General features: G+C 70.0%; 17 protein-coding genes. 12 read left to right on the top strand and 5 right to left on the bottom strand.

The genetic code is table 11. The annotated features are described in order from the left end of the window. Positions 1 to 196: 196 nt before the first annotated feature. Together AC07EJ_RS25115 and AC07EJ_RS25110 are read left to right on the top strand one after the other, a co-directional pair. A complete protein-coding gene (locus AC07EJ_RS25115) occupies positions 197 to 1792 on the top strand; it encodes an RDD family protein (protein WP_478884962.1) in 1596 nt (531 codons plus the stop codon). Positions 1793 to 1891: 99 nt separating this feature from the next. Next, entirely contained in the window at positions 1892 to 2659 is a 768-nt protein-coding gene (locus AC07EJ_RS25110; protein WP_389488152.1) for an RDD family protein, read from the top strand. A 36-nt stretch (positions 2660 to 2695) separates the two neighbouring features. Here AC07EJ_RS25110 and AC07EJ_RS25105 read toward each other — a convergent pair whose 3' ends face one another. Continuing rightward, a complete protein-coding gene (locus tag AC07EJ_RS25105) occupies positions 2696 to 3055 on the bottom strand; it encodes a hypothetical protein (RefSeq protein WP_389488154.1) in 360 nt (119 codons plus the stop codon). A gap of 397 nt (positions 3056 to 3452) precedes the next feature. On the opposite strand from AC07EJ_RS25105, the gene AC07EJ_RS25100 reads away from it, so the two are divergent. Next, positions 3453 to 5849, top strand: coding sequence for an immune inhibitor A domain-containing protein (locus tag AC07EJ_RS25100; RefSeq protein ID WP_389488156.1), 2397 nt, complete (start codon positions 3453 to 3455; stop codon positions 5847 to 5849). Positions 5850 to 5971: 122 nt separating this feature from the next. After that, positions 5972 to 6331 carry a hypothetical protein gene (locus AC07EJ_RS25095; RefSeq protein ID WP_389488158.1) on the top strand — a complete coding sequence of 120 codons (360 nt, stop codon included), beginning with the start codon at positions 5972 to 5974 and terminating at the stop codon, positions 6329 to 6331. Between the two features lie 31 nt (positions 6332 to 6362). Here the strand turns inward: AC07EJ_RS25095 and AC07EJ_RS25090 are convergent, their stop codons facing one another. Together AC07EJ_RS25090 and AC07EJ_RS25085 are read right to left on the bottom strand one after the other, a co-directional pair. After that, complete coding sequence (locus AC07EJ_RS25090) at positions 6363 to 6947, bottom strand: isochorismatase family protein (RefSeq protein WP_478884961.1); 585 nt, start codon at positions 6945 to 6947, stop codon at positions 6363 to 6365. A gap of 73 nt (positions 6948 to 7020) precedes the next feature. Beyond that, positions 7021 to 8364 (bottom strand): nicotinate phosphoribosyltransferase, encoded by a 1344-nt coding sequence (locus tag AC07EJ_RS25085; RefSeq protein ID WP_393582174.1) that lies wholly within the window; start codon positions 8362 to 8364, stop codon positions 7021 to 7023. An 81-nt stretch (positions 8365 to 8445) separates the two neighbouring features. Here AC07EJ_RS25085 and clpS point away from each other — a divergent pair, with 81 nt between their 5' ends. The 7 genes from clpS (at position 8446) to AC07EJ_RS25050 (ending at position 13356) form a co-directional block, all read left to right on the top strand. Further along, complete coding sequence (gene clpS / locus AC07EJ_RS25080) at positions 8446 to 8763, top strand: ATP-dependent Clp protease adapter ClpS (RefSeq protein WP_362906222.1); 318 nt, start codon at positions 8446 to 8448, stop codon at positions 8761 to 8763. Between the two features lie 35 nt (positions 8764 to 8798). Next, the gene (locus AC07EJ_RS25075; RefSeq protein ID WP_389488165.1) at positions 8799 to 9404 is read left to right on the top strand and encodes a DUF2017 domain-containing protein; all 606 of its coding nucleotides are present in this window, start codon (positions 8799 to 8801) and stop codon (positions 9402 to 9404) included. 356 nt (positions 9405 to 9760) lie between these two features. Next, positions 9761 to 11236, top strand: a complete 1476-nt coding sequence (locus tag AC07EJ_RS25070) for an amino acid permease (protein WP_389488167.1) — start codon at positions 9761 to 9763, stop codon at positions 11234 to 11236. A 124-nt stretch (positions 11237 to 11360) separates the two neighbouring features. Continuing rightward, a complete protein-coding gene (locus AC07EJ_RS25065) occupies positions 11361 to 11777 on the top strand; it encodes a M67 family metallopeptidase (RefSeq protein ID WP_227294987.1) in 417 nt (138 codons plus the stop codon). A gap of 113 nt (positions 11778 to 11890) precedes the next feature. After that, positions 11891 to 11992: a putative leader peptide gene (locus AC07EJ_RS25060; RefSeq protein WP_362906215.1), complete on the top strand. Its 102-nt coding sequence runs from the start codon at positions 11891 to 11893 to the stop codon at positions 11990 to 11992. Positions 11993 to 12121: 129 nt separating this feature from the next. Then, a complete protein-coding gene (locus tag AC07EJ_RS25055; protein ID WP_389488170.1) occupies positions 12122 to 12400 on the top strand; it encodes a MoaD/ThiS family protein in 279 nt (92 codons plus the stop codon). A 5-nt stretch (positions 12401 to 12405) separates the two neighbouring features. Next, entirely contained in the window at positions 12406 to 13356 is a 951-nt protein-coding gene (locus AC07EJ_RS25050) for a PLP-dependent cysteine synthase family protein (RefSeq protein ID WP_266670975.1), read from the top strand. A 232-nt stretch (positions 13357 to 13588) separates the two neighbouring features. On the opposite strand, the gene AC07EJ_RS25045 is transcribed toward AC07EJ_RS25050, so the two are convergent. Beyond that, the gene (locus AC07EJ_RS25045) at positions 13589 to 14041 is read right to left on the bottom strand and encodes a type II toxin-antitoxin system PemK/MazF family toxin (RefSeq protein WP_389488172.1); all 453 of its coding nucleotides are present in this window, start codon (positions 14039 to 14041) and stop codon (positions 13589 to 13591) included. A gap of 211 nt (positions 14042 to 14252) precedes the next feature. On the opposite strand from AC07EJ_RS25045, the gene AC07EJ_RS25040 reads away from it, so the two are divergent. After that, complete coding sequence (locus tag AC07EJ_RS25040; protein ID WP_389488174.1) at positions 14253 to 15005, top strand: MBL fold metallo-hydrolase; 753 nt, start codon at positions 14253 to 14255, stop codon at positions 15003 to 15005. Positions 15006 to 15072: 67 nt separating this feature from the next. Here AC07EJ_RS25040 and AC07EJ_RS25035 read toward each other — a convergent pair whose 3' ends face one another. Beyond that, positions 15073 to 16338, bottom strand: a complete 1266-nt coding sequence (locus AC07EJ_RS25035; protein ID WP_389476970.1) for a PTS transporter subunit EIIC — start codon at positions 16336 to 16338, stop codon at positions 15073 to 15075. Positions 16339 to 16377 lie beyond the last annotated feature (39 nt).

The raw sequence follows: 16377 nt of genomic DNA, 5'->3' as shown, positions 1-16377 counted from the left end.
GGTCGTGCGCGAGCCCGTGAGAGCGGGCCCGTGCAAGGAGAGAGGGCGAAGGGCACGGAGCATTACGCGAGTTCCGGAAAGTTTTTCCGGCGTCCCCGGAAAGTGGTCCGTACGGACGGACCCGCCCGGTGGCGGGCGGTGGTCTGATAGATGTGGACCCCCAACAAAATCCCCGAGCAGATACGGGACGACGGACATGAGCGCCCCAACTCCGGCCCCCGGCGACGACAGGCCCCGCGACGGGTACTACCCCGACCCGTCCATTCCCGGATATGTCCGGTACTGGAACGGTGCCGCGTGGGTGCCCGGCACGAGCCGCCCGGCCCCGTCCGACGGCGAACCCCTCGCCGCCCCCGCCGGGGTGACCCCGGCCCCCGCCCCCGAGCCCGCCCCCTTGCCCGCGCCCGCACCCGTGGAGGAGACCGGCCCGGTCTTTCTCGACGAGGAGCCGGAGCGGTACTCGGACGAGCCCGCGGCACCCGAACCCGCCACGGCCTGGCAGGCGGACGCGTCCCGCCAGACCGGCTTCGGCGGCGAGCAGGACCGCCGCGTGTCCTGGGGCGCCGACCCGCGCGTGCCCGCTCCGCAGCAGGAGGAGCGCCCGGACGGCGCGGTCACGGGCCGCCCCGCACAGCCGGAGCCCGCGATGCCGCCCAGGGACGGGACCGTAACGTTCCGCCGCCCGACCCCGCCCCCGGACCGCCCCGAGGGCACGATGACGATGCGAGCGTTGTCCGCTCCGCAGGTACCGGGGCAGCAGGGACCGGTGCAGCAAGGGCCCGTGACGCAGGGCCCGGCGCAGGGTCAGGGTCAGCATGCGCAGGGAGGTCAGCAGGCTCAGGCCCAGCACCCGCAGGCGGCCCGGCAGCCCGCGCCCCAACAGGCCGACCCCCAGCCCCGGACCGGCTCCCAGCCTCAGCCCCAGCCCCAAGAGGGCTTCGCCCCCCAGGGGCCGGCCCACCAGCCCGCGCCCCACCAGGCGCACGCCCCGCAAGCCGCCCCCCTTCAGCCCCACGCACCCCAGCCCCACGCACCCCAGCCCCCCACTCCCGCACAGCAGCCCGCACCCGGCCGACCGGGCGCGGTCCCGCCGCAGGCCGCTGCCGCCACCCCTATGACCACCGGCCCCGGCGGCGGTTCGCCGTCCTGGGCGCAGCAGGTGCACCAGCTCGCCCAACCCGGTCAGGTCGGACAGCCCGGCCAGTCCGCTCAGCCCGCCGCAGGCGAACCCGCGCAGCCCGAAGGCCCCGTCACGCCGTGGAAGCCCGTGGCCAGCGACCCGTTCCTGGCGGCAGCCCAGGCGCAGGCGTCGGCGCGGCCCGCCGGGCTCGGCAAGCGTCTCGTCGCCCGGCTCATCGACTCGGTGGTGCTCGGCGCGGTCACCGCTGTGGTGGCCGTCCCGCTCGGCACCAAGGCCGTCGACCACATCGACGGGAAGATCGACGCGGCGAAGGCGTCGGGCCGGCAGGCCACGGTCTGGCTGCTGGACGGCACGACCGGCGCCTACCTCGGCATCGTCCTCGCCGTACTCCTCGTCGCCGGTGTCCTCTACGAGGCCCTGCCGACCGCCAAGTGGGGCCGCACCCTGGGCAAGAAGGTGTGCGGGCTCCAGGTGCGGGACATCGAGGAGCACGAGGCGCCGATGTTCGGCGCGGCGCTGCGGCGCTGGCTGGTGTACAGCGTGACCGGCCTGCTGGCCATCGGGGTCATCGGCGTGCTGTGGTGCCTGTTCGACCGGCCGTGGCGCCAGTGCTGGCACGACAAGGCGGCCCGTACGTTCGTCGCGGGCTGACCCCGGCCGTCCGGCTCGGCCGTCACATCGGCGAGCCGCCGTACTCCGGACGGCGGCTCGCCGGATGCGGGATCGGGGGGTTCGCGGTCGACTCGGGCCATGAGCACCGAACCGCCGCCCCCCGGCTCAGGCCAGCCCCCGGAAGACGACCCGTTCAGGAAGCCGCCGCCGTCCCAGGGCGGCGGTGGCTCACCGCACGACGGCCCGCAGCAGGACCCGTACGGGACTCCGCGGAACCCCCAGGACCCGCAGAACCCGCAGGACCCGCAGAACCCCCCGGGTTCGGGGAACCCGTACGACTCCGCGCCGCCCCCGCCCGGCGGCCCGCCGCCGCCCCCGTACGGCGGTGGCGGCGGAGGTGACCCCTACGGGGGTGACCCTTACGGCGGTGGCCCCTACGGAGATGACCCGCTGGCCGGGATGCCGCCCCTGGCGGACAGCGGCAAGCGCGTGCTCGCGCGGATCATCGACATCATCCTGGTCAGCATCGTCGTGGGCCTGCTGTCCTGGGCGTTCGGGGTCGCCGAGTACCAGACGAACCCCGACAAGATCCAGTACGGCAGGCAGTTCGGCCAGTCCGTCCTCGCCGCCGTCCTCTACATCGGGTACGACACCTTCATGACCGCGAAGACCGGCCAGACCCTGGGCAAGCGGCTGCTCAAGCTGCGCGTGGCGAACCTGAACGACGGGGCCACGCCCAGTGTCCAGACCAACCTGGTGCGCGCCGCGGTCCTGTGGCTGCCGGCGGTGTTCTGCTGCGCCTGCATCTGGACCGCGATCTGCGGCGGCTGGAGCTTCTTCGACAAGCCCTACAAGCAGGGCCTGCACGACAAGGCCGCGAAGACGGTGGTGGTCAGCACCGGCTGAGCGGGCGCGGGGCGGTGTGTGCGGCGGGTCCGTGGGTCACGGGCCCGCCGTTCCGCGTGTGCCGGACGGCGCGACCTCGTACACGGACTCGGGGGTCGCCTGCGGGGCTGCCGGCGAGGCGACGATCGCGCGCTGCACCGGCACCCGCTGCTCCTCCCCGGGAGCGCCGGCGGCAGAGTCGGCGGCGTCGGGGGCGGGCGCCGGCGACGCGGTGGCCGGCCGCAGCCTCGGCAGGGGAACCGTCAGCGCCACGAGGAGACCGAGGCCGAGTGCGGCCAGGGCGATGACCGCGACGCCGAGGCCCGAACTCGTCTGCGACAACAGCAGCATGGCGAGTGTCGAGAAGATCACGGTCGCGGAACCGTAGGCGAGCTGTGCGGCAGTCGGACGCGGCATGGCGTTATCCGTCCTCGGGACAGCGGATGCTTGCTTCACTGGCGTATAGCAGGAGCCTTTGGCAGCTGCATATGTAAAGGGTGCGGAGCCGGGTCGACTTGGCCGTAGCGCGCCGTCAAATGACTCTAATCCGACGCATGCCCGAGAGGAACGGGCGGTAAGCGTGACCTAACCCACGGTGCCGGTGCACGGGGGGCGCACGGAGTCACCGAGTCCACGAAGTGGACGGTTCGGCGCGCCCGTTGGGGGGAAGTCCGTGTCCGGATACCGGTGTCGCGCCTCTGCATAGTGCACTTCGGTTGTCCCAGTCAAGGTCTGTTATTTCTCCTTCACCTCCGGTCAAATAGCGTCACTTGTGATACGTGGCTGAATCGCCACGGAGGAGGGGAACCATCAAGTGACCACCAAGAGACGGGCGTTGAGATCCGCCGCCGTGCTCGTGACGCTGGCCGCGACCGCGGCTGCCGGATCGGTCCTCGCGACGGGCGCCCAGGCCGACACCCCGGCCGTAGGAAGCTCCACGTCGCACGGCAAGACGTACGGGGGCAAGGGGCACGTCATCAGCGGCCCCTTCAGCCAGCAGATGGAGCAGCAGCGCAAGACCGCGCTGGAGCAGGTGCTCTCCGGGAAGTCGAAGGTCGTCAAGCGTGACGGCTCGCAGGTCGTGCAGCTCGGCAAGGGCAAGTACGTCGAGCTGGGCCGGGAGCGGACCGACAAGATCTTCACGATCCTGACGGAGTTCGGCGACAAGGTCGACAACACGACGCTGGTCGACCGCGCCGACGACGACACCCCTGACCTGAAGCCCAAGTACGGCGGCACGCCGGGCCCGCTGCACAACCGGATAGCGGAGCCGGACCGTGCCAAGAACAACAGCACGGCCTGGCAGAAGGACTACAGCAGCAAGCACTTCCAGGACCTGTACTTCGGTACGGGCAAGGGAGTCGACTCGCTGAAGACCTACTACGAGAAGACGTCGTCGGGCCGCTACTCGGTCGACGGCGAGGTCTCGGACTGGGTCAAGGTTCCCTACAACGAAGCCCGTTACGGCTCCAACTACTGCGGCGCCGACAACTGCCCGAACGTCGAGGACCTGGTCCGCGACGGCGTGACCGCCTGGGTCGAGCAGCAGAAGGCGGCCGGCAAGTCCGACGCCGACATCAAGACGGACCTCGCCCAGTACGACCAGTGGGACCGTACGGACCACGACAACGACGGCAACTTCAACGAGCCCGACGGCTACATCGACCACTTCCAGATCGTCCACGCGGGCGAGGACGGGTCGGCCGGCGGCGGCGCGCAGGGCGGCGACTCCCTGTGGGCGCACCGCGGTTACGCCTATGGCCGTGACGACGGCGACACGGGCCCGACGGGCTTCAAGGCGGGCGGCACCCCGGTCGGCGACACCGGCATCTGGGTCGGCGACTACACGATGCAGCCGGAGAACGGCGGCCTCGGCGTCTTCGCCCACGAGTACGGCCACGACCTGGGCCTGCCCGACCTGTACGACACCACGTACAGCGGCGAGAACTCGGTCGGCTTCTGGTCCCTGATGTCGGCCGGCTCCTGGCTCGGCACCGGCAAGGACTCCATCGGCGACATGCCGGGCGACATGACCGCCTGGGACAAGCTGCAGCTGGGCTGGCTCAACTACGACAAGGCCAAGGCGGCGACCAAGTCGACGCACACGCTGGGTGTTTCGGAGTACAACACCAAGCGCAAGCAGGCCCTCGTCGTCGAGTTGCCCGAGAAGAAGAACGTCACCACCGAGATCGTGAAGCCCACCGAGGGCGCGAAGCAGTGGTGGTCGGACTACGGCGACGACCTCTCCAACACCCTTACGCGCCCGGTCGATCTGACCGGCAAGTCGAAGGCGGCCCTCGAACTCGACGGCTGGTACGACATCGAGAAGGACTACGACTACCTGTACACGCAGGTGTCCACGGACGACGGCGCCAGCTGGAAGACGATCGACGGCACCGCCGACGGCGTCACCATCCCGCGCGACGGCGGCGACAAGCCGGCCCTGACCGGCGTCTCCGGCAAGTTCCAGCACCTGGTGTTCCCGCTGGACGCCTACGCGGGCCAGAAGATCAGCGTCCGCTTCCGCTACAAGACGGACGGCGGCGCCGGCGGCATGGGCTTCACCGCCGACAACCTCACGGTCAAGGCGGACGGCCAGGCGCTGTTCACCGACAACGCCGAGGGCGACGACAACGGCTGGACGGCGCGCGGCTTCTCGCGCGTCGGCGCCTCTGTGACGGGCGACTTCCCGCAGTTCTACCTCGCGGAGAACCGCCAGTACGTCTCCTACGACAAGACCCTCAAGGTCGGTCCGTACAACTTCGGTTGGCGCGACGGCGGTGCGAAGAACGACTGGGTCGAGCACCTCGCGTACCGCCCCGGCCTGATGATCTGGCAGTGGGACACCTCGCAGCGCAACAACAACGTCGGCCAGCACCCCGGCAAGGGCCTGATCCTTCCGGTCGACTCCCACGCCAAGCCGCTCAAGTGGGCCGACGGCAAATACATCACCAACAAGCTCCAGCCGTACGACGCCCCGTTCAGCTGGTTCCCGAACAAGGGCTTCTCGCTGCACAAGCTCGGCGTCGAGACCAAGATCCCGGCACAGCTGGGCGTCCCGGTCTTCGACGACCACAAGGGCACGTACTGGTACAAGGAGAACCCGACCGGCAGTGTCCAGACAACTGACACCAACACCCGGATCTCGATCGTCGGGCAGCCGCTCGACGGCTCGTCGATCACGGTGAAGGTGGGCCCCTCGGCGAAGTAGCCCACATCGCCGCAGGTCAGAGCATGATCGGCCGTCGCCCTCTAGCGGGCGGCGGCCGATCGTGTTTAGGTGCGTCCTGTGGGTTCCTTATTGACACTACGTCTCACGGGGGTGTGACAGTCATGTCCGCAGGAGGGTTCTGCAAGCTGCCGAACGGCAGCGTGGTGGTGGCGCTGACCGTGCCCAGCCCGTCGCCGGACGACGGCGCGGTACGGGTCCTGGTGCACGCGGCGAACCGCGCCCGCGCCCTGACCCGGCTGCGCAACCTGGGCCTGCGGGCGATCTACCTGAGGGGCAACGCGGAGCCCCCGACACCCGACGAGATCACGGCGGTCCTGCACCATCCGGACGGCCTGCTCTGGCGCGGCGCGCCACGCTGCGCGGCGGGCGAACTGTGGCACCCGATCAGAGCCCTCCTGAGACCGAGACAGGCCGGCCCGGCCGGCTACTCCAGCTCGGCCTCCAGCCCCTCCGGCGTTTGAGGAGCGGGGGTGGGCCGGGGGAGAGAAAACCTCAGACGACAGGCTTACCGCTGAGCTCGACCCCGGCGCCCCGCATCTCGTCCAGCGCCGCCGCGGTGGTCCCCGCAGCCACGCCGGCCGTCAGATCGAGCAGCACCTGAGCCCGGAACCCCTCCCGCACCGCGTCCAGCGCGGTAGCGCGAACGCAGTGGTCCGTGGCGATTCCGACGATATCCACATCGGTGATCCCCCGCGCACGGAGCCAGTCCGCCAAGGACACCCCGTTCTCGTCGAGCCCTTCGAACCCGCTGTACGCGGCCGCGTACTCCCCCTTGTCGAAGACCGCGTCGATCGCGCCGGACGCGACGACGGGCGCGAAGTTCGGATGGAACCCGATCCCCTCCGTGCCCGCCACGCAGTGCTCGGGCCAGGAGTGGACGTAGTCCGGGGACTCGGAGAAGTGGTCACCGGGCGCGATGTGGTGATCGCGGGTGGCCACGACGTGCCGGTACCCCGCGGGCGCCTGCCCGATCAGCTCGGTGACGGCCGCGGCCACGTCGGCCCCGCCCGCCACCGCGAGGCTGCCGCCCTCACAGAAGTCGTTCTGCACATCTACGACGATCAAGGCGCGGCGCATAGCAGGTGTCCTTCGGCTGGGAGACTTCGAGCGTAGAGACTTGAAGTGCGTTGCGGGAGGGGGCGTTTGAGTGTCAGGCGGGCGCGTCCACCAGATACTCCGTAGGGATCACGGCTTCTCCGCGTGACAGCTGGGTCGCGGACAGCGGCAGCCCGCCGAGCGCCTCGATGTGCCGCTCGCGCACCGCGTCCAGCGGCTCGCGGGCGACGACCGTGCCGCCCTTGACCAGCTCGACCAGGAGCTGCCGGTCGACGAGGTCGGCCGGGACGGGGCCCGTGCCGATCACCTCGGCCTCGGCGACCCCCTGCTCGTCGCGGCGCCGCGCGGCCCACTTGCGGCCGCCCACGGACGACTTCGCGCCCATGGACTTCTTCGCCACGGCCTGTAGCGGCGCCTTCGGATCGGCGGACTCGGCGCGCGCGACGAGCTTGTAGACCATCGAGCACGTCGGGTGCCCCGAGCCGGTGACCAGCTGCGTTCCCACCCCGTACGCGTCGACGGGCGCGGCCGCGAGCGAGGCGATGGCGTACTCGTCGAGGTCGGAGGTGACGACGATCTTCGTCTCGGTGGCGCCGAGTTCGTCGAGCTGTCCGCGCACCCGGTGCGCGACGAGCAGCAGGTCCCCGGAGTCGATGCGCACGGCGCCGAGTCCGGGCCCGGCGATCTCCACGGCGAGGCGCACGGCCTCCGTCACGTCGTACGTGTCCACGAGCAGCGTCGTGCCCTCGCCGAGGGAGTCGACCTGGGCGCGGAACGCGTCGCGCTCGGTGTCGTGCAGCAGCGTGAAGGCGTGTGCGGAGGTGCCGACCGTCGGGATCCCGTACCGGAACCCGGCCGCGAGGTCCGACGTGGTCGCGAAGCCGCCCACGTACGCGGCGCGGGACGAGGCGACGGCGGCCAGCTCGTGCGTGCGGCGCGCGCCCATCTCGATCAGCGGCCGGCCGGCCGCGGCGGAGGCCATGCGGGAGGCGGCGGCGGCGATCGCCGAGTCGTGGTTGAGGATCGAGAGGATCACCGTCTCCAGCAGGACGCACTCGGCGAAGGAGCCCTCGACCCGCAGGATGGGGGACCCGGGGAAGTACACCTCGCCCTCGGGGTAGCCCCAGATGTCGCCGCTGAAGCGGCAGTCGGCCAGCCATTCGAGGGTCGGCTCGTCGACGATGCCGCGCTCGCGCAGGAAGCGCAGTTCGCCGGCGTCGAACCGGAAGTTCTCGACGGCGTCGAGCACCCGGCCGGTGCCCGCCACGACGCCGTAGCGGCGGCCCTCGGGCAGCCTGCGTGTGAAGACCTCGAAGACCGAGCGCCGGTCGGCCGTGCCCGCCTTGAGTGCGGCCTGGAGCATTGTGAGCTCGTAGTGATCGGTGAAGAGCGCTGTCGACGGAACATCCACCGGCAGGCCAAGGTCCGCTGTGTTCATATGCGGGATGCTACCCCCAATTAGCGTCAGTGTGACGATTTCCGTGGCCCATTTGTGCGGTCGCCGCCCCCTAGTGGCAGCATGGGCTGTGTGACGGCTCCTGCACCCCTTGAGATCGAACGCACCGAGTCGGCGGAGGAGACCTTCGCCGTACCCGAGCCGGACGTCCCCTGGATCACGCTCGTACACAACGACCCGGTCAACCTCATGAGTTACGTGACGTATGTCTTCCAGTCGTATTTCGGGTACTCGAAGGACAAGGCCACCAAGCTGATGCTCGACGTGCACCAGAAGGGCCGCGCGGTCGTCTCCAGCGGATCCCGCGAGGAGATGGAGCGCGACGTACAGGCCATGCACGGCTACGGTCTGTGGGCCACCCTTCAGCAGGACCGCAAGTAGCGCACGCAAGCAGCGACGGAGTAGCGACGCACCTGATGCCAGGACATTTCGAACCGATTCCCGGCGGCGGCGCTGCCGTCGCGCTCGACGAGGTCGAGATCTCGATCATCCGCTCCCTGGCGGTCCAGCTCCTGGAGCTGATCGGCCCCGGACCCGGCGGGGACGCGTCCGACGACCCGCTCGCCGAACTCTTCGCGGAGGGTCCGAGCGAGCCGCCGTCCGACCCGGTCCTGCAGCGCCTCTTCCCCGACGCCTATGGCGGGCCGGGCAACGAGGAGGCGACGGTGGACAAGGCGGACGAACAGCGCGCGCACTCCGCCGAGTTCAGGCGCTTCACCGAGAACGACCTGCGGGCCGGCAAGCGCGAGGACGCGCTCGCGGTGATCCGCTCGCTCGACGCGCTGACGTCCGGCGGCGAAGGGGGAGCGGTCCTCAAGCTCCCGCCCGAGGAGTCCGTGCGCTGGATGCGCGCGCTCAACGATCTGCGCCTCGCGATCGGCACTCGCCTCGACATCACCGACGAGGAGGACACGGACCTCCTCTACCGGCTCCCGGACGAGGACCCGCGCAAGCCGATGGTGATGGCGTACCTGTGGCTGGGCGGGCTCCAGGAGACGCTGGTCGAAACCCTTATGCCCTGACTTGTCGGGACATGTCGACCGGACGTCGAGCGTCCGTATGTAAGCGCGTTCGCTCAACGGACGCTCAATTCCGGATAACGATCCCGTCACCCGAGCGGCCTCGTATGCCGCGCGAGGTGCTTTTTGTCCGGTTTTTCTAGTGGTGTGTGCCACACATGCCCATCTCGATCACTGTTGCCGCCGTGATAAATCTTCACGACCGCCCGACGGACGCCACCCCTGTCCGCCGGGTGCGCCCCGACCGGCTGACCGCCGGTAGGCACAGCTCCATCCATCCAGGGGCCCAGACCCCGAGGATCGTCACAGTCGATCCGAGCCGCAGCGGCACGGATCGGCATGGAGAAAGGCGCAACACCATGACCTCAGTGCAGGTCGGCAAACAACACGACGGCAATGAGGCCGTGCAGGCCCCCGGTGAGTCCGGTGAGGGCGAGGGTTACCAGCGCGGACTCGGGGCCCGGCAGATCCAGATGATCGCCATCGGCGGCGCCATCGGAACCGGTCTCTTCCTCGGCGCGGGCAAGGGCATCTCGAAGGCGGGCCCCAGCCTGATCCTCGCGTACGCCATCGCGGGCCTCGTCATCTTCTTCATCATGCGGGCGCTCGGCGAGCTCCTCATGTACCGCCCCGTCTCGGGCTCCTTCTCGGAGTACGCGCGCGAGTTCATCGGCCCCTTCGCGGGCTTCGTGACCGGCTGGACGTACTGGCTCTTCTGGGTCGTCACCGGCATCACCGAGGTCACCGCGGCCGCTCAGTACATGAAGTACTGGACCCACGACAGCGTCCCGCAATGGCTCACCGCGCTCGTCTTCACGCTCATCCTCTACGCCGTGAACCTGATCTCCGTGAAGCTCTTCGGCGAGCTGGAGTTCTGGTTCTCGATGGTGAAGGTCACCGCGATCGTCGGCATGATCCTCATCTGCGCCGGCATCCTCACGATCGGCTTCTCCGACGCGGGCGACACCGCCTCCGTCACGCACCTGTGGTCCGACGGCGGCTTCTTCCCGCACGGCATCGGCTCCACCCTCATGACCCTCCAGATGGTCATGTTCGCCTTCCTCGCCGTCGAGCTCGTCGGCGTCACCGCGGGCGAGTCCAAGGACCCGAAGACCGTCCTGCCCAAGGCCATCAACACCGTGCCGTGGCGCATCGCCGTCTTCTACGTCGGCGCGCTGATCATGATCCTCTCGGTCGTGCCGTGGACGAGCTTCCAGCCGGGCGTCTCCCCGTTCGTCGCCGCCTTCGAGAAGATGGGCCTCGGCGTCGGCGCCGCGATCGTCAACTTCGTCGTCCTGACCGCGGCCCTGTCGTCCTGCAACTCCGGCATGTACTCCACCGGCCGCATGCTGCGTGACCTCGCGCTCAACGGCCAGGGCCCGAAGTTGTTCACCAAGCTCACCAAGTCCGGCACGCCCCTCGTCGGCACGACGGTCTCCGCCGCGATGATGCTGGTCGGCGTCTGGATCAACTACCAGTGGCCCGGTGAGGCGTTCAACTACGTCGTCTCCTTCGCCACCATCTCCGGCATGTGGGCCTGGATCGTCATCCTGATCTGCCAGATCCGCTACCGCATCAAGGCCGACCGAGGCGAGCTGCCCCAGTCCTCCTTCAAGGCCCCCGGCGGCATCACCCCCAGCATCCTGGCGCTCGCCTTCATCGCCATGGTGATCGTGTTCATGGGCATCGACAAGGACGCCCGCGTCTCGCTCTACTGCGCGCCGCTGTGGGCCGTCATCCTCGGCATCTCGTACGTCGTCCTGCGCAGCCGCAACCCGCAGAGCGCGGCGTTCGCGAAGCGCAAGCCGACCGACCGGTCGATGCAGTCCAAGTAGTCCAAGTGGTCCACGCGGGCCCAGCAGTCCCAGCAGTTCCGGGGCAACCCCCCACGTCTCAGCATCCGGGCCCTCCCGTACCGCACTCCGGTACGGGAGGGCCCGTCTGTCTATCCTGAGCCCCATGCTGACCCTGACCCAGGCCCTCTACGACCAGATCGTCGCCCACGCGCGCGCCGACCACCCCGACGAGGCGTGCGGCGTCGTCGCGGGACCGGTGGGCACCGGCAGGCCCGAGCGCTTCATCCCGATGCTCAACGCCGCCCGCTCGCCCACGTTCTACGAGTTCGACTCGGGTGACCTGCTGAAGCTGTACCGCGAGATGGACGACCGGGACGAGGAGCCCGTGATCATCTACCACTCGCACACCGCGACCGAGGCCCACCCCTCCCGCACCGACATCACGTACGCGAACGAGCCGGGCGCCCACTACGTCCTCGTCTCCACCGCAGACACCGACGACGCGGGCCCCTTCCAGTTCCGCTCGTTCCGGATCGTCGAGGGCGTCGTGACCGAGGAAGAGGTCGAGGTCACGCCGTAGCCGGGCCTCCACCAGCCCGCCACTCCAAGGGGCGTCCCATACTTCGGACGGATATCGACCACATGGTGAGATCACACTCCGGGGTCCCGGGCGGGAATCGATACGATGACCGCATGGTTCTTCACGACGTGAGTGACAAGACGCCGGGCATGCTGCTCGTGGCGCGGCTTCACGTCGACCTGTGCCGCCTCGCCAGCGCCATCTGTCCGCGCTGAACCGATTCGCCGTACGGCCGTGAGCCGCGGCGCCGCATCCGCGTACGACCACGTACCCCCCCCAGGCAACGCCCCGCGCCGCCGCGCGCCGCGCCCACCACTGACTTCTTCCGACAGGAGCCTTCAGCCATGGCCATCGAGGTCCGCATCCCGACCATCCTCCGCACCTACACCGACGGCGAGAAGGCCGTACAGGGCAACGGGGACACGCTCGCCGAGCTCTTCGCCGACCTCGAGTCCCGTCACACGGGCATCCAGGCCCGCATCGTGGACGGCGACAAGCTGCGCCGCTTCGTGAACGTCTACCTGAACGACGAGGACGTCCGCTTCCTGGACGGCATCACCACCAAGCTCGCCGACGGCGACAACGTCACGATCCTGCCGGCCGTGGCCGGCGGCATGGCCTGATCGGGATGCGGTACGACTCCCCGCTCGCCGCGGTCGGCAACACCCCCCTGGTGCGGCTGCCGCGGCTCTCGCCCTCCGAGGACGTACGGATCTGGGCGAAGCTCGAGGACCGCAACCCGACCGGCTCGGTCAAGGACCGCCCCGCGCTCCACATGATCGAGCAGGCCGAGAAGGACGGCCGGCTCACCCCCGGCTGCACCATCCTCGAGCCGACCTCGGGCAACACCGGCATCTCGCTGGCCATGGCGGCCCGCCTCAAGGGCTACCGCATGGTGTGCGTCATGCCGGAGAACACCTCGCAGGAGCGCAGGGACCTGCTCGCCATGTGGGGCGCCGAGATCATCCCGTCGCCCGCGGCGGGCGGCTCCAACACGGCCGTCCGCATGGCCAAGGAACTGAGCGCGCAGCACCCGGCCTGGGTGATGCTCTACCAGTACGGGAACCCGGACAACGCCGGCGCCCACTACGCGACGACCGGTCCCGAGATCCTCGCCGACCTGCCCTCCGTCACGCACTTCGTGGCGGGCCTCGGCACGACGGGCACCCTCATGGGCGTCGGGCGCTACCTGCGCGAACAGAAGCCGGACGTCAAGATCGTCGCCGCGGAGCCGCGCTACGACGACCTGGTCTACGGCCTGCGCAACCTCGACGAGGGCTTCGTCCCCGAGCTGTACGACGCCTCCGTCCTGACCACCCGCTTCTCGGTCGGCTCCGCGGACGCGGTGACCCGCACCCGTGAACTCCTCCAGCAGGAGGGCATCTTCGCGGGCGTCTCCACCGGAGCGGCCCTGCACGCGGCGATCGGCGTCGGCCGCAAGGCGGTCGCGGCGGGGGAGTCCGCCGACATCGTCTTCGTGGTCGCCGACGGCGGCTGGAAGTACCTGTCGACGGGCGTCTACACGGCGGCCACGACGGAAGAAGCGATCGAGACGCTGCACGGCCAGCTCTGGGCGTAGCCACGAATCGTAGAAGCGGGGGCCGGGCCGGCAGCAACGCGGCCCGGCCCCCGCTCTCACGTCGGCCCGCGTTCCCGTCAGCCGGACGCCGTCGGCCCGCGTTCCCGTCAGCCGGACGCCGTCGGCCCGCGTTCCCGTCAGCTCGCGTTCCCGTCAGCCGGACGCCGTCGGCCCGCGTTCCCGTCAGCCAGACGCAGTCAGCCCGCGTTCACGTCAGCCGGCCGCCGCGCCGTCACCCCGCCAGGTACCGGACCTGATCCCACACCACCGGATCCAGCACCCCGGCCCTGCGCCGGAAGTCCCCCACGGGAACCTCACGCAGCTCGTCCGTCTCCAGGAAGCTCGGCCTGCCCTGCGCGTCCCCGACCGTCCCGGGCGGCAGCGCGATCACCCCGGCCCGCTCGTCGTGGTACTTGCTGGTGATCTTCGCTACGCGCACCCGCCGCCGGCGCACCGTAAGAACGAGGCACGGCCTGTCTTTGCCGCCCGGCCCGTCCTCGTACGGCACCTGCGCCCACCAGATCTCGCCCGGCTGCGGCCGCGCACCGCGAGCGCGCGGTCCCCGCGGCGGGCGGGTCCGGCCGCCGGGCCGACGACGGTGCCCGCGCCCCCATCCGTCGACGAGCGTCGCGACGAGCGCGAGCAGCAGCACGGCAGCGAGCGCGAGCCACCATGACGTGTCCATACGGACGACGGTACCGGTGGCACCCGCGCGACGCCGCAACTGACGCACGCCCCCCGAACCGGTGACAGCACAGGTGAGTTCTCCCACAACGGCCCACGACGGAGGAGCGACCGGCCCTTTTGCGCTTTACGCTCGACGGACCGCTCGACCACCCCTCTTCCTTCTGCTCCCATCCCGCTCTCTGACTGCCAGCGCGGAGGTTCCGGCTCTTATGAAGCTCACCGTCGTCGGCTGCTCGGGGTCGTTCCCGTCCGCGGATTCGGCCTGTTCGAGCTACCTCGTCGAGGCCGACGGCTTCCGGCTGCTACTCGACATGGGCAACGGCGCCCTGGGCGAGCTGCAGCGCCACTGCGGTCTCTACGACCTCGACGCGATTTTCCTCAGCCATCTGCACGCCGACCACTGCATCGACATGTGCGGCTACTTCGTGGCGCGCTACTACCGCCACGACGGCGGCCGCGCCGCCCCGATCCCGGTCTACGGCCCCGAAGGCACGGAACAGCGCCTGACCACGGCCTACGCGGACACGCCCTCCGCCTCCTCGATGAGCGAGGTCTTCGACTTCCACACCGTGAAGCCGGGCCGGCACGAGATCGGCCCGTTCACGGTGCGCACGGAGAAGGTGTGCCACCCCGTCGAGGCGTACGGCATCCGCGTCGAGCACGGCGGCAGGTCGCTCACGTACTCCGGGGACACCGGCGCGTGCGCCGCGCTCGACGAACTCGCCGCGGACAGCGACCTGTTCCTGTGCGAGGCGGCGTTCACGCACGGCAAGGAGAACATCCCCGACCTCCACCTCAACGGCCGCGAGGCGGGCGAGTCCGCGACCCGGGCCGGGGCCCGCCGCCTGGTCCTGACCCACATCCCGCCGTGGACGGACCCCCAGGCCAACCTCGCGGACGCCCGCGCCGCGTACGACGGCCCGGCCGAACTGGCCGCGCCCGGACGGGTGTACGAGATCTGAGCCCCGCACGACGAAGGCCCCCGGAACCGAATCGGTTCCGGGGGCCTTCGTCGTGCGGGGCCGGGGCCTACTTGCTCTCGGCCTTGAGGAGCTCGGCCAGTTCCTCGTCGGACTCACGGCCCGGCGTAGGAATGTTGAACTTGGTGATCGCGAACCGGAAGATCACGTAGTAGACCACCGCGAAGCAGAGGCCGACCAGCGCGAGACCCCACGGGTTGGTCGCGATGCCGAGGTTGAGGAAGTAGTCGACCGCGCCGGCGGAGAAGCCGAAGCCGTCCTTCATACCGAGCCCCCAGGTCAGCGCCATCGAGACACCGGTGAGGACCGCGTGGATCGCGTACAGGGCCGGGGCGATGAACATGAACGTGAACTCGATCGGCTCCGTCACACCGGTGACGAACGCGGTGGCCGCGAGCGAGAACATCATGCCGCCGACGACCTTGCGGCGCTCGGGACGGGCGCAGTGGACGATCGCGAGGCAGGCCGCCGGAAGGGCGAACATCATGATCGGGAAGAAGCCGGTCATGAACTGGCCGGCGCTCGGGTCGCCCTGGAGGAAGCGGGCGATGTCGCCGCTCTTGCCCTCGTACGTACCGGCCTGGAACCACGGGAACGAGTTGAGCAGGTGGTGCATGCCGATCGGGATCAGCGCACGGTTGGCGACACCGAAGATGCCGGCGCCGACCGCGCCCGAGCCCACCAGCCACTCACCGAAGTTGTGCAGACCGGCGCCGAGCACGGGCCAGATGAGACCGAAGACGATGCCGATGACCAGGCCCGCGAAGGCGGAGAGGATCGGGACGAGGCGGCGGCCGCCGAAGAAGCCCGCCCAGTCGGGCAGCTTGGTCCGGTAGAACTTCTGGTAGAGCAGGGCCACGACGACGCCCATGACCACACCGCCGAGCACACCGGCGTTGACCGGCGCCTCGTTCATGACGATCTTGCCGTCGACGACGGCGGCGACCTTCGGCAGGTTGCCGTCGGTGAAGGTGGCGAGCACCTTCTGGAAGACCAGGTAGCCGGTGACGGCCGCGAGCGCGGTGGAGCCGTCGGACTTCTTGGCGAAGCCGATGGCGATGCCGACGCAGAACAGCAGCGGCATGTTGTCGAGCAGCGCGCCGCCGCCCGCCGACATGTAGGACGCCAGCTTGGTGATGAAGGTCGGGAACGATTCCTTGCCGAGCATGTCGGGCTGGCCGAACCGGACCAGGAGCGCGGCGGCGGGCAGCACCGCGACCGGCAGCATGAGGCTGCGGCCGATGCGCTGCATGACAGCCATCGCGCCCGCGCCCTTCTTCTTGGCGGCCGCGGGGGCGGCACTGGCCGTGGTCACAACTTCCTCCAGTAGGCAAGGCGCCGCCCGGGGGACAGG

The organism is Streptomyces sp. NPDC045026 (assembly GCF_056432625.1).
This window is presented reverse-complemented; position numbering and strand designations above follow the sequence as displayed.

What these genes read in the sequence shown, in the direction of transcription:
- AC07EJ_RS25115 (WP_478884962.1), top strand. Translation starts at nt 197, where the DNA reads ATGAGCGCCCCAACTCCGGCCCCCGGCGACGACAGGCCCCGCGACGGG.
- AC07EJ_RS25110 (WP_389488152.1), top strand. Translation starts at nt 1,892, where the DNA reads ATGAGCACCGAACCGCCGCCCCCCGGCTCAGGCCAGCCCCCGGAAGAC.
- AC07EJ_RS25105 (WP_389488154.1), bottom strand. Translation starts at nt 3,055, where the DNA reads ATGCCGCGTCCGACTGCCGCACAGCTCGCCTACGGTTCCGCGACCGTG.
- AC07EJ_RS25095 (WP_389488158.1), top strand. Translation starts at nt 5,972, where the DNA reads ATGTCCGCAGGAGGGTTCTGCAAGCTGCCGAACGGCAGCGTGGTGGTG.
- AC07EJ_RS25090 (WP_478884961.1), bottom strand. Translation starts at nt 6,947, where the DNA reads ATGCGCCGCGCCTTGATCGTCGTAGATGTGCAGAACGACTTCTGTGAG.
- AC07EJ_RS25085 (WP_393582174.1), bottom strand. Translation starts at nt 8,364, where the DNA reads ATGAACACAGCGGACCTTGGCCTGCCGGTGGATGTTCCGTCGACAGCG.
- clpS (WP_362906222.1), top strand. Translation starts at nt 8,446, where the DNA reads ATGGGCTGTGTGACGGCTCCTGCACCCCTTGAGATCGAACGCACCGAG.
- AC07EJ_RS25075 (WP_389488165.1), top strand. Translation starts at nt 8,799, where the DNA reads ATGCCAGGACATTTCGAACCGATTCCCGGCGGCGGCGCTGCCGTCGCG.
- AC07EJ_RS25070 (WP_389488167.1), top strand. Translation starts at nt 9,761, where the DNA reads ATGACCTCAGTGCAGGTCGGCAAACAACACGACGGCAATGAGGCCGTG.
- AC07EJ_RS25065 (WP_227294987.1), top strand. Translation starts at nt 11,361, where the DNA reads ATGCTGACCCTGACCCAGGCCCTCTACGACCAGATCGTCGCCCACGCG.
- AC07EJ_RS25060 (WP_362906215.1), top strand. Translation starts at nt 11,891, where the DNA reads ATGGTTCTTCACGACGTGAGTGACAAGACGCCGGGCATGCTGCTCGTG.
- AC07EJ_RS25055 (WP_389488170.1), top strand. Translation starts at nt 12,122, where the DNA reads ATGGCCATCGAGGTCCGCATCCCGACCATCCTCCGCACCTACACCGAC.
- AC07EJ_RS25050 (WP_266670975.1), top strand. Translation starts at nt 12,406, where the DNA reads ATGCGGTACGACTCCCCGCTCGCCGCGGTCGGCAACACCCCCCTGGTG.
- AC07EJ_RS25045 (WP_389488172.1), bottom strand. Translation starts at nt 14,041, where the DNA reads ATGGACACGTCATGGTGGCTCGCGCTCGCTGCCGTGCTGCTGCTCGCG.
- AC07EJ_RS25040 (WP_389488174.1), top strand. Translation starts at nt 14,253, where the DNA reads ATGAAGCTCACCGTCGTCGGCTGCTCGGGGTCGTTCCCGTCCGCGGAT.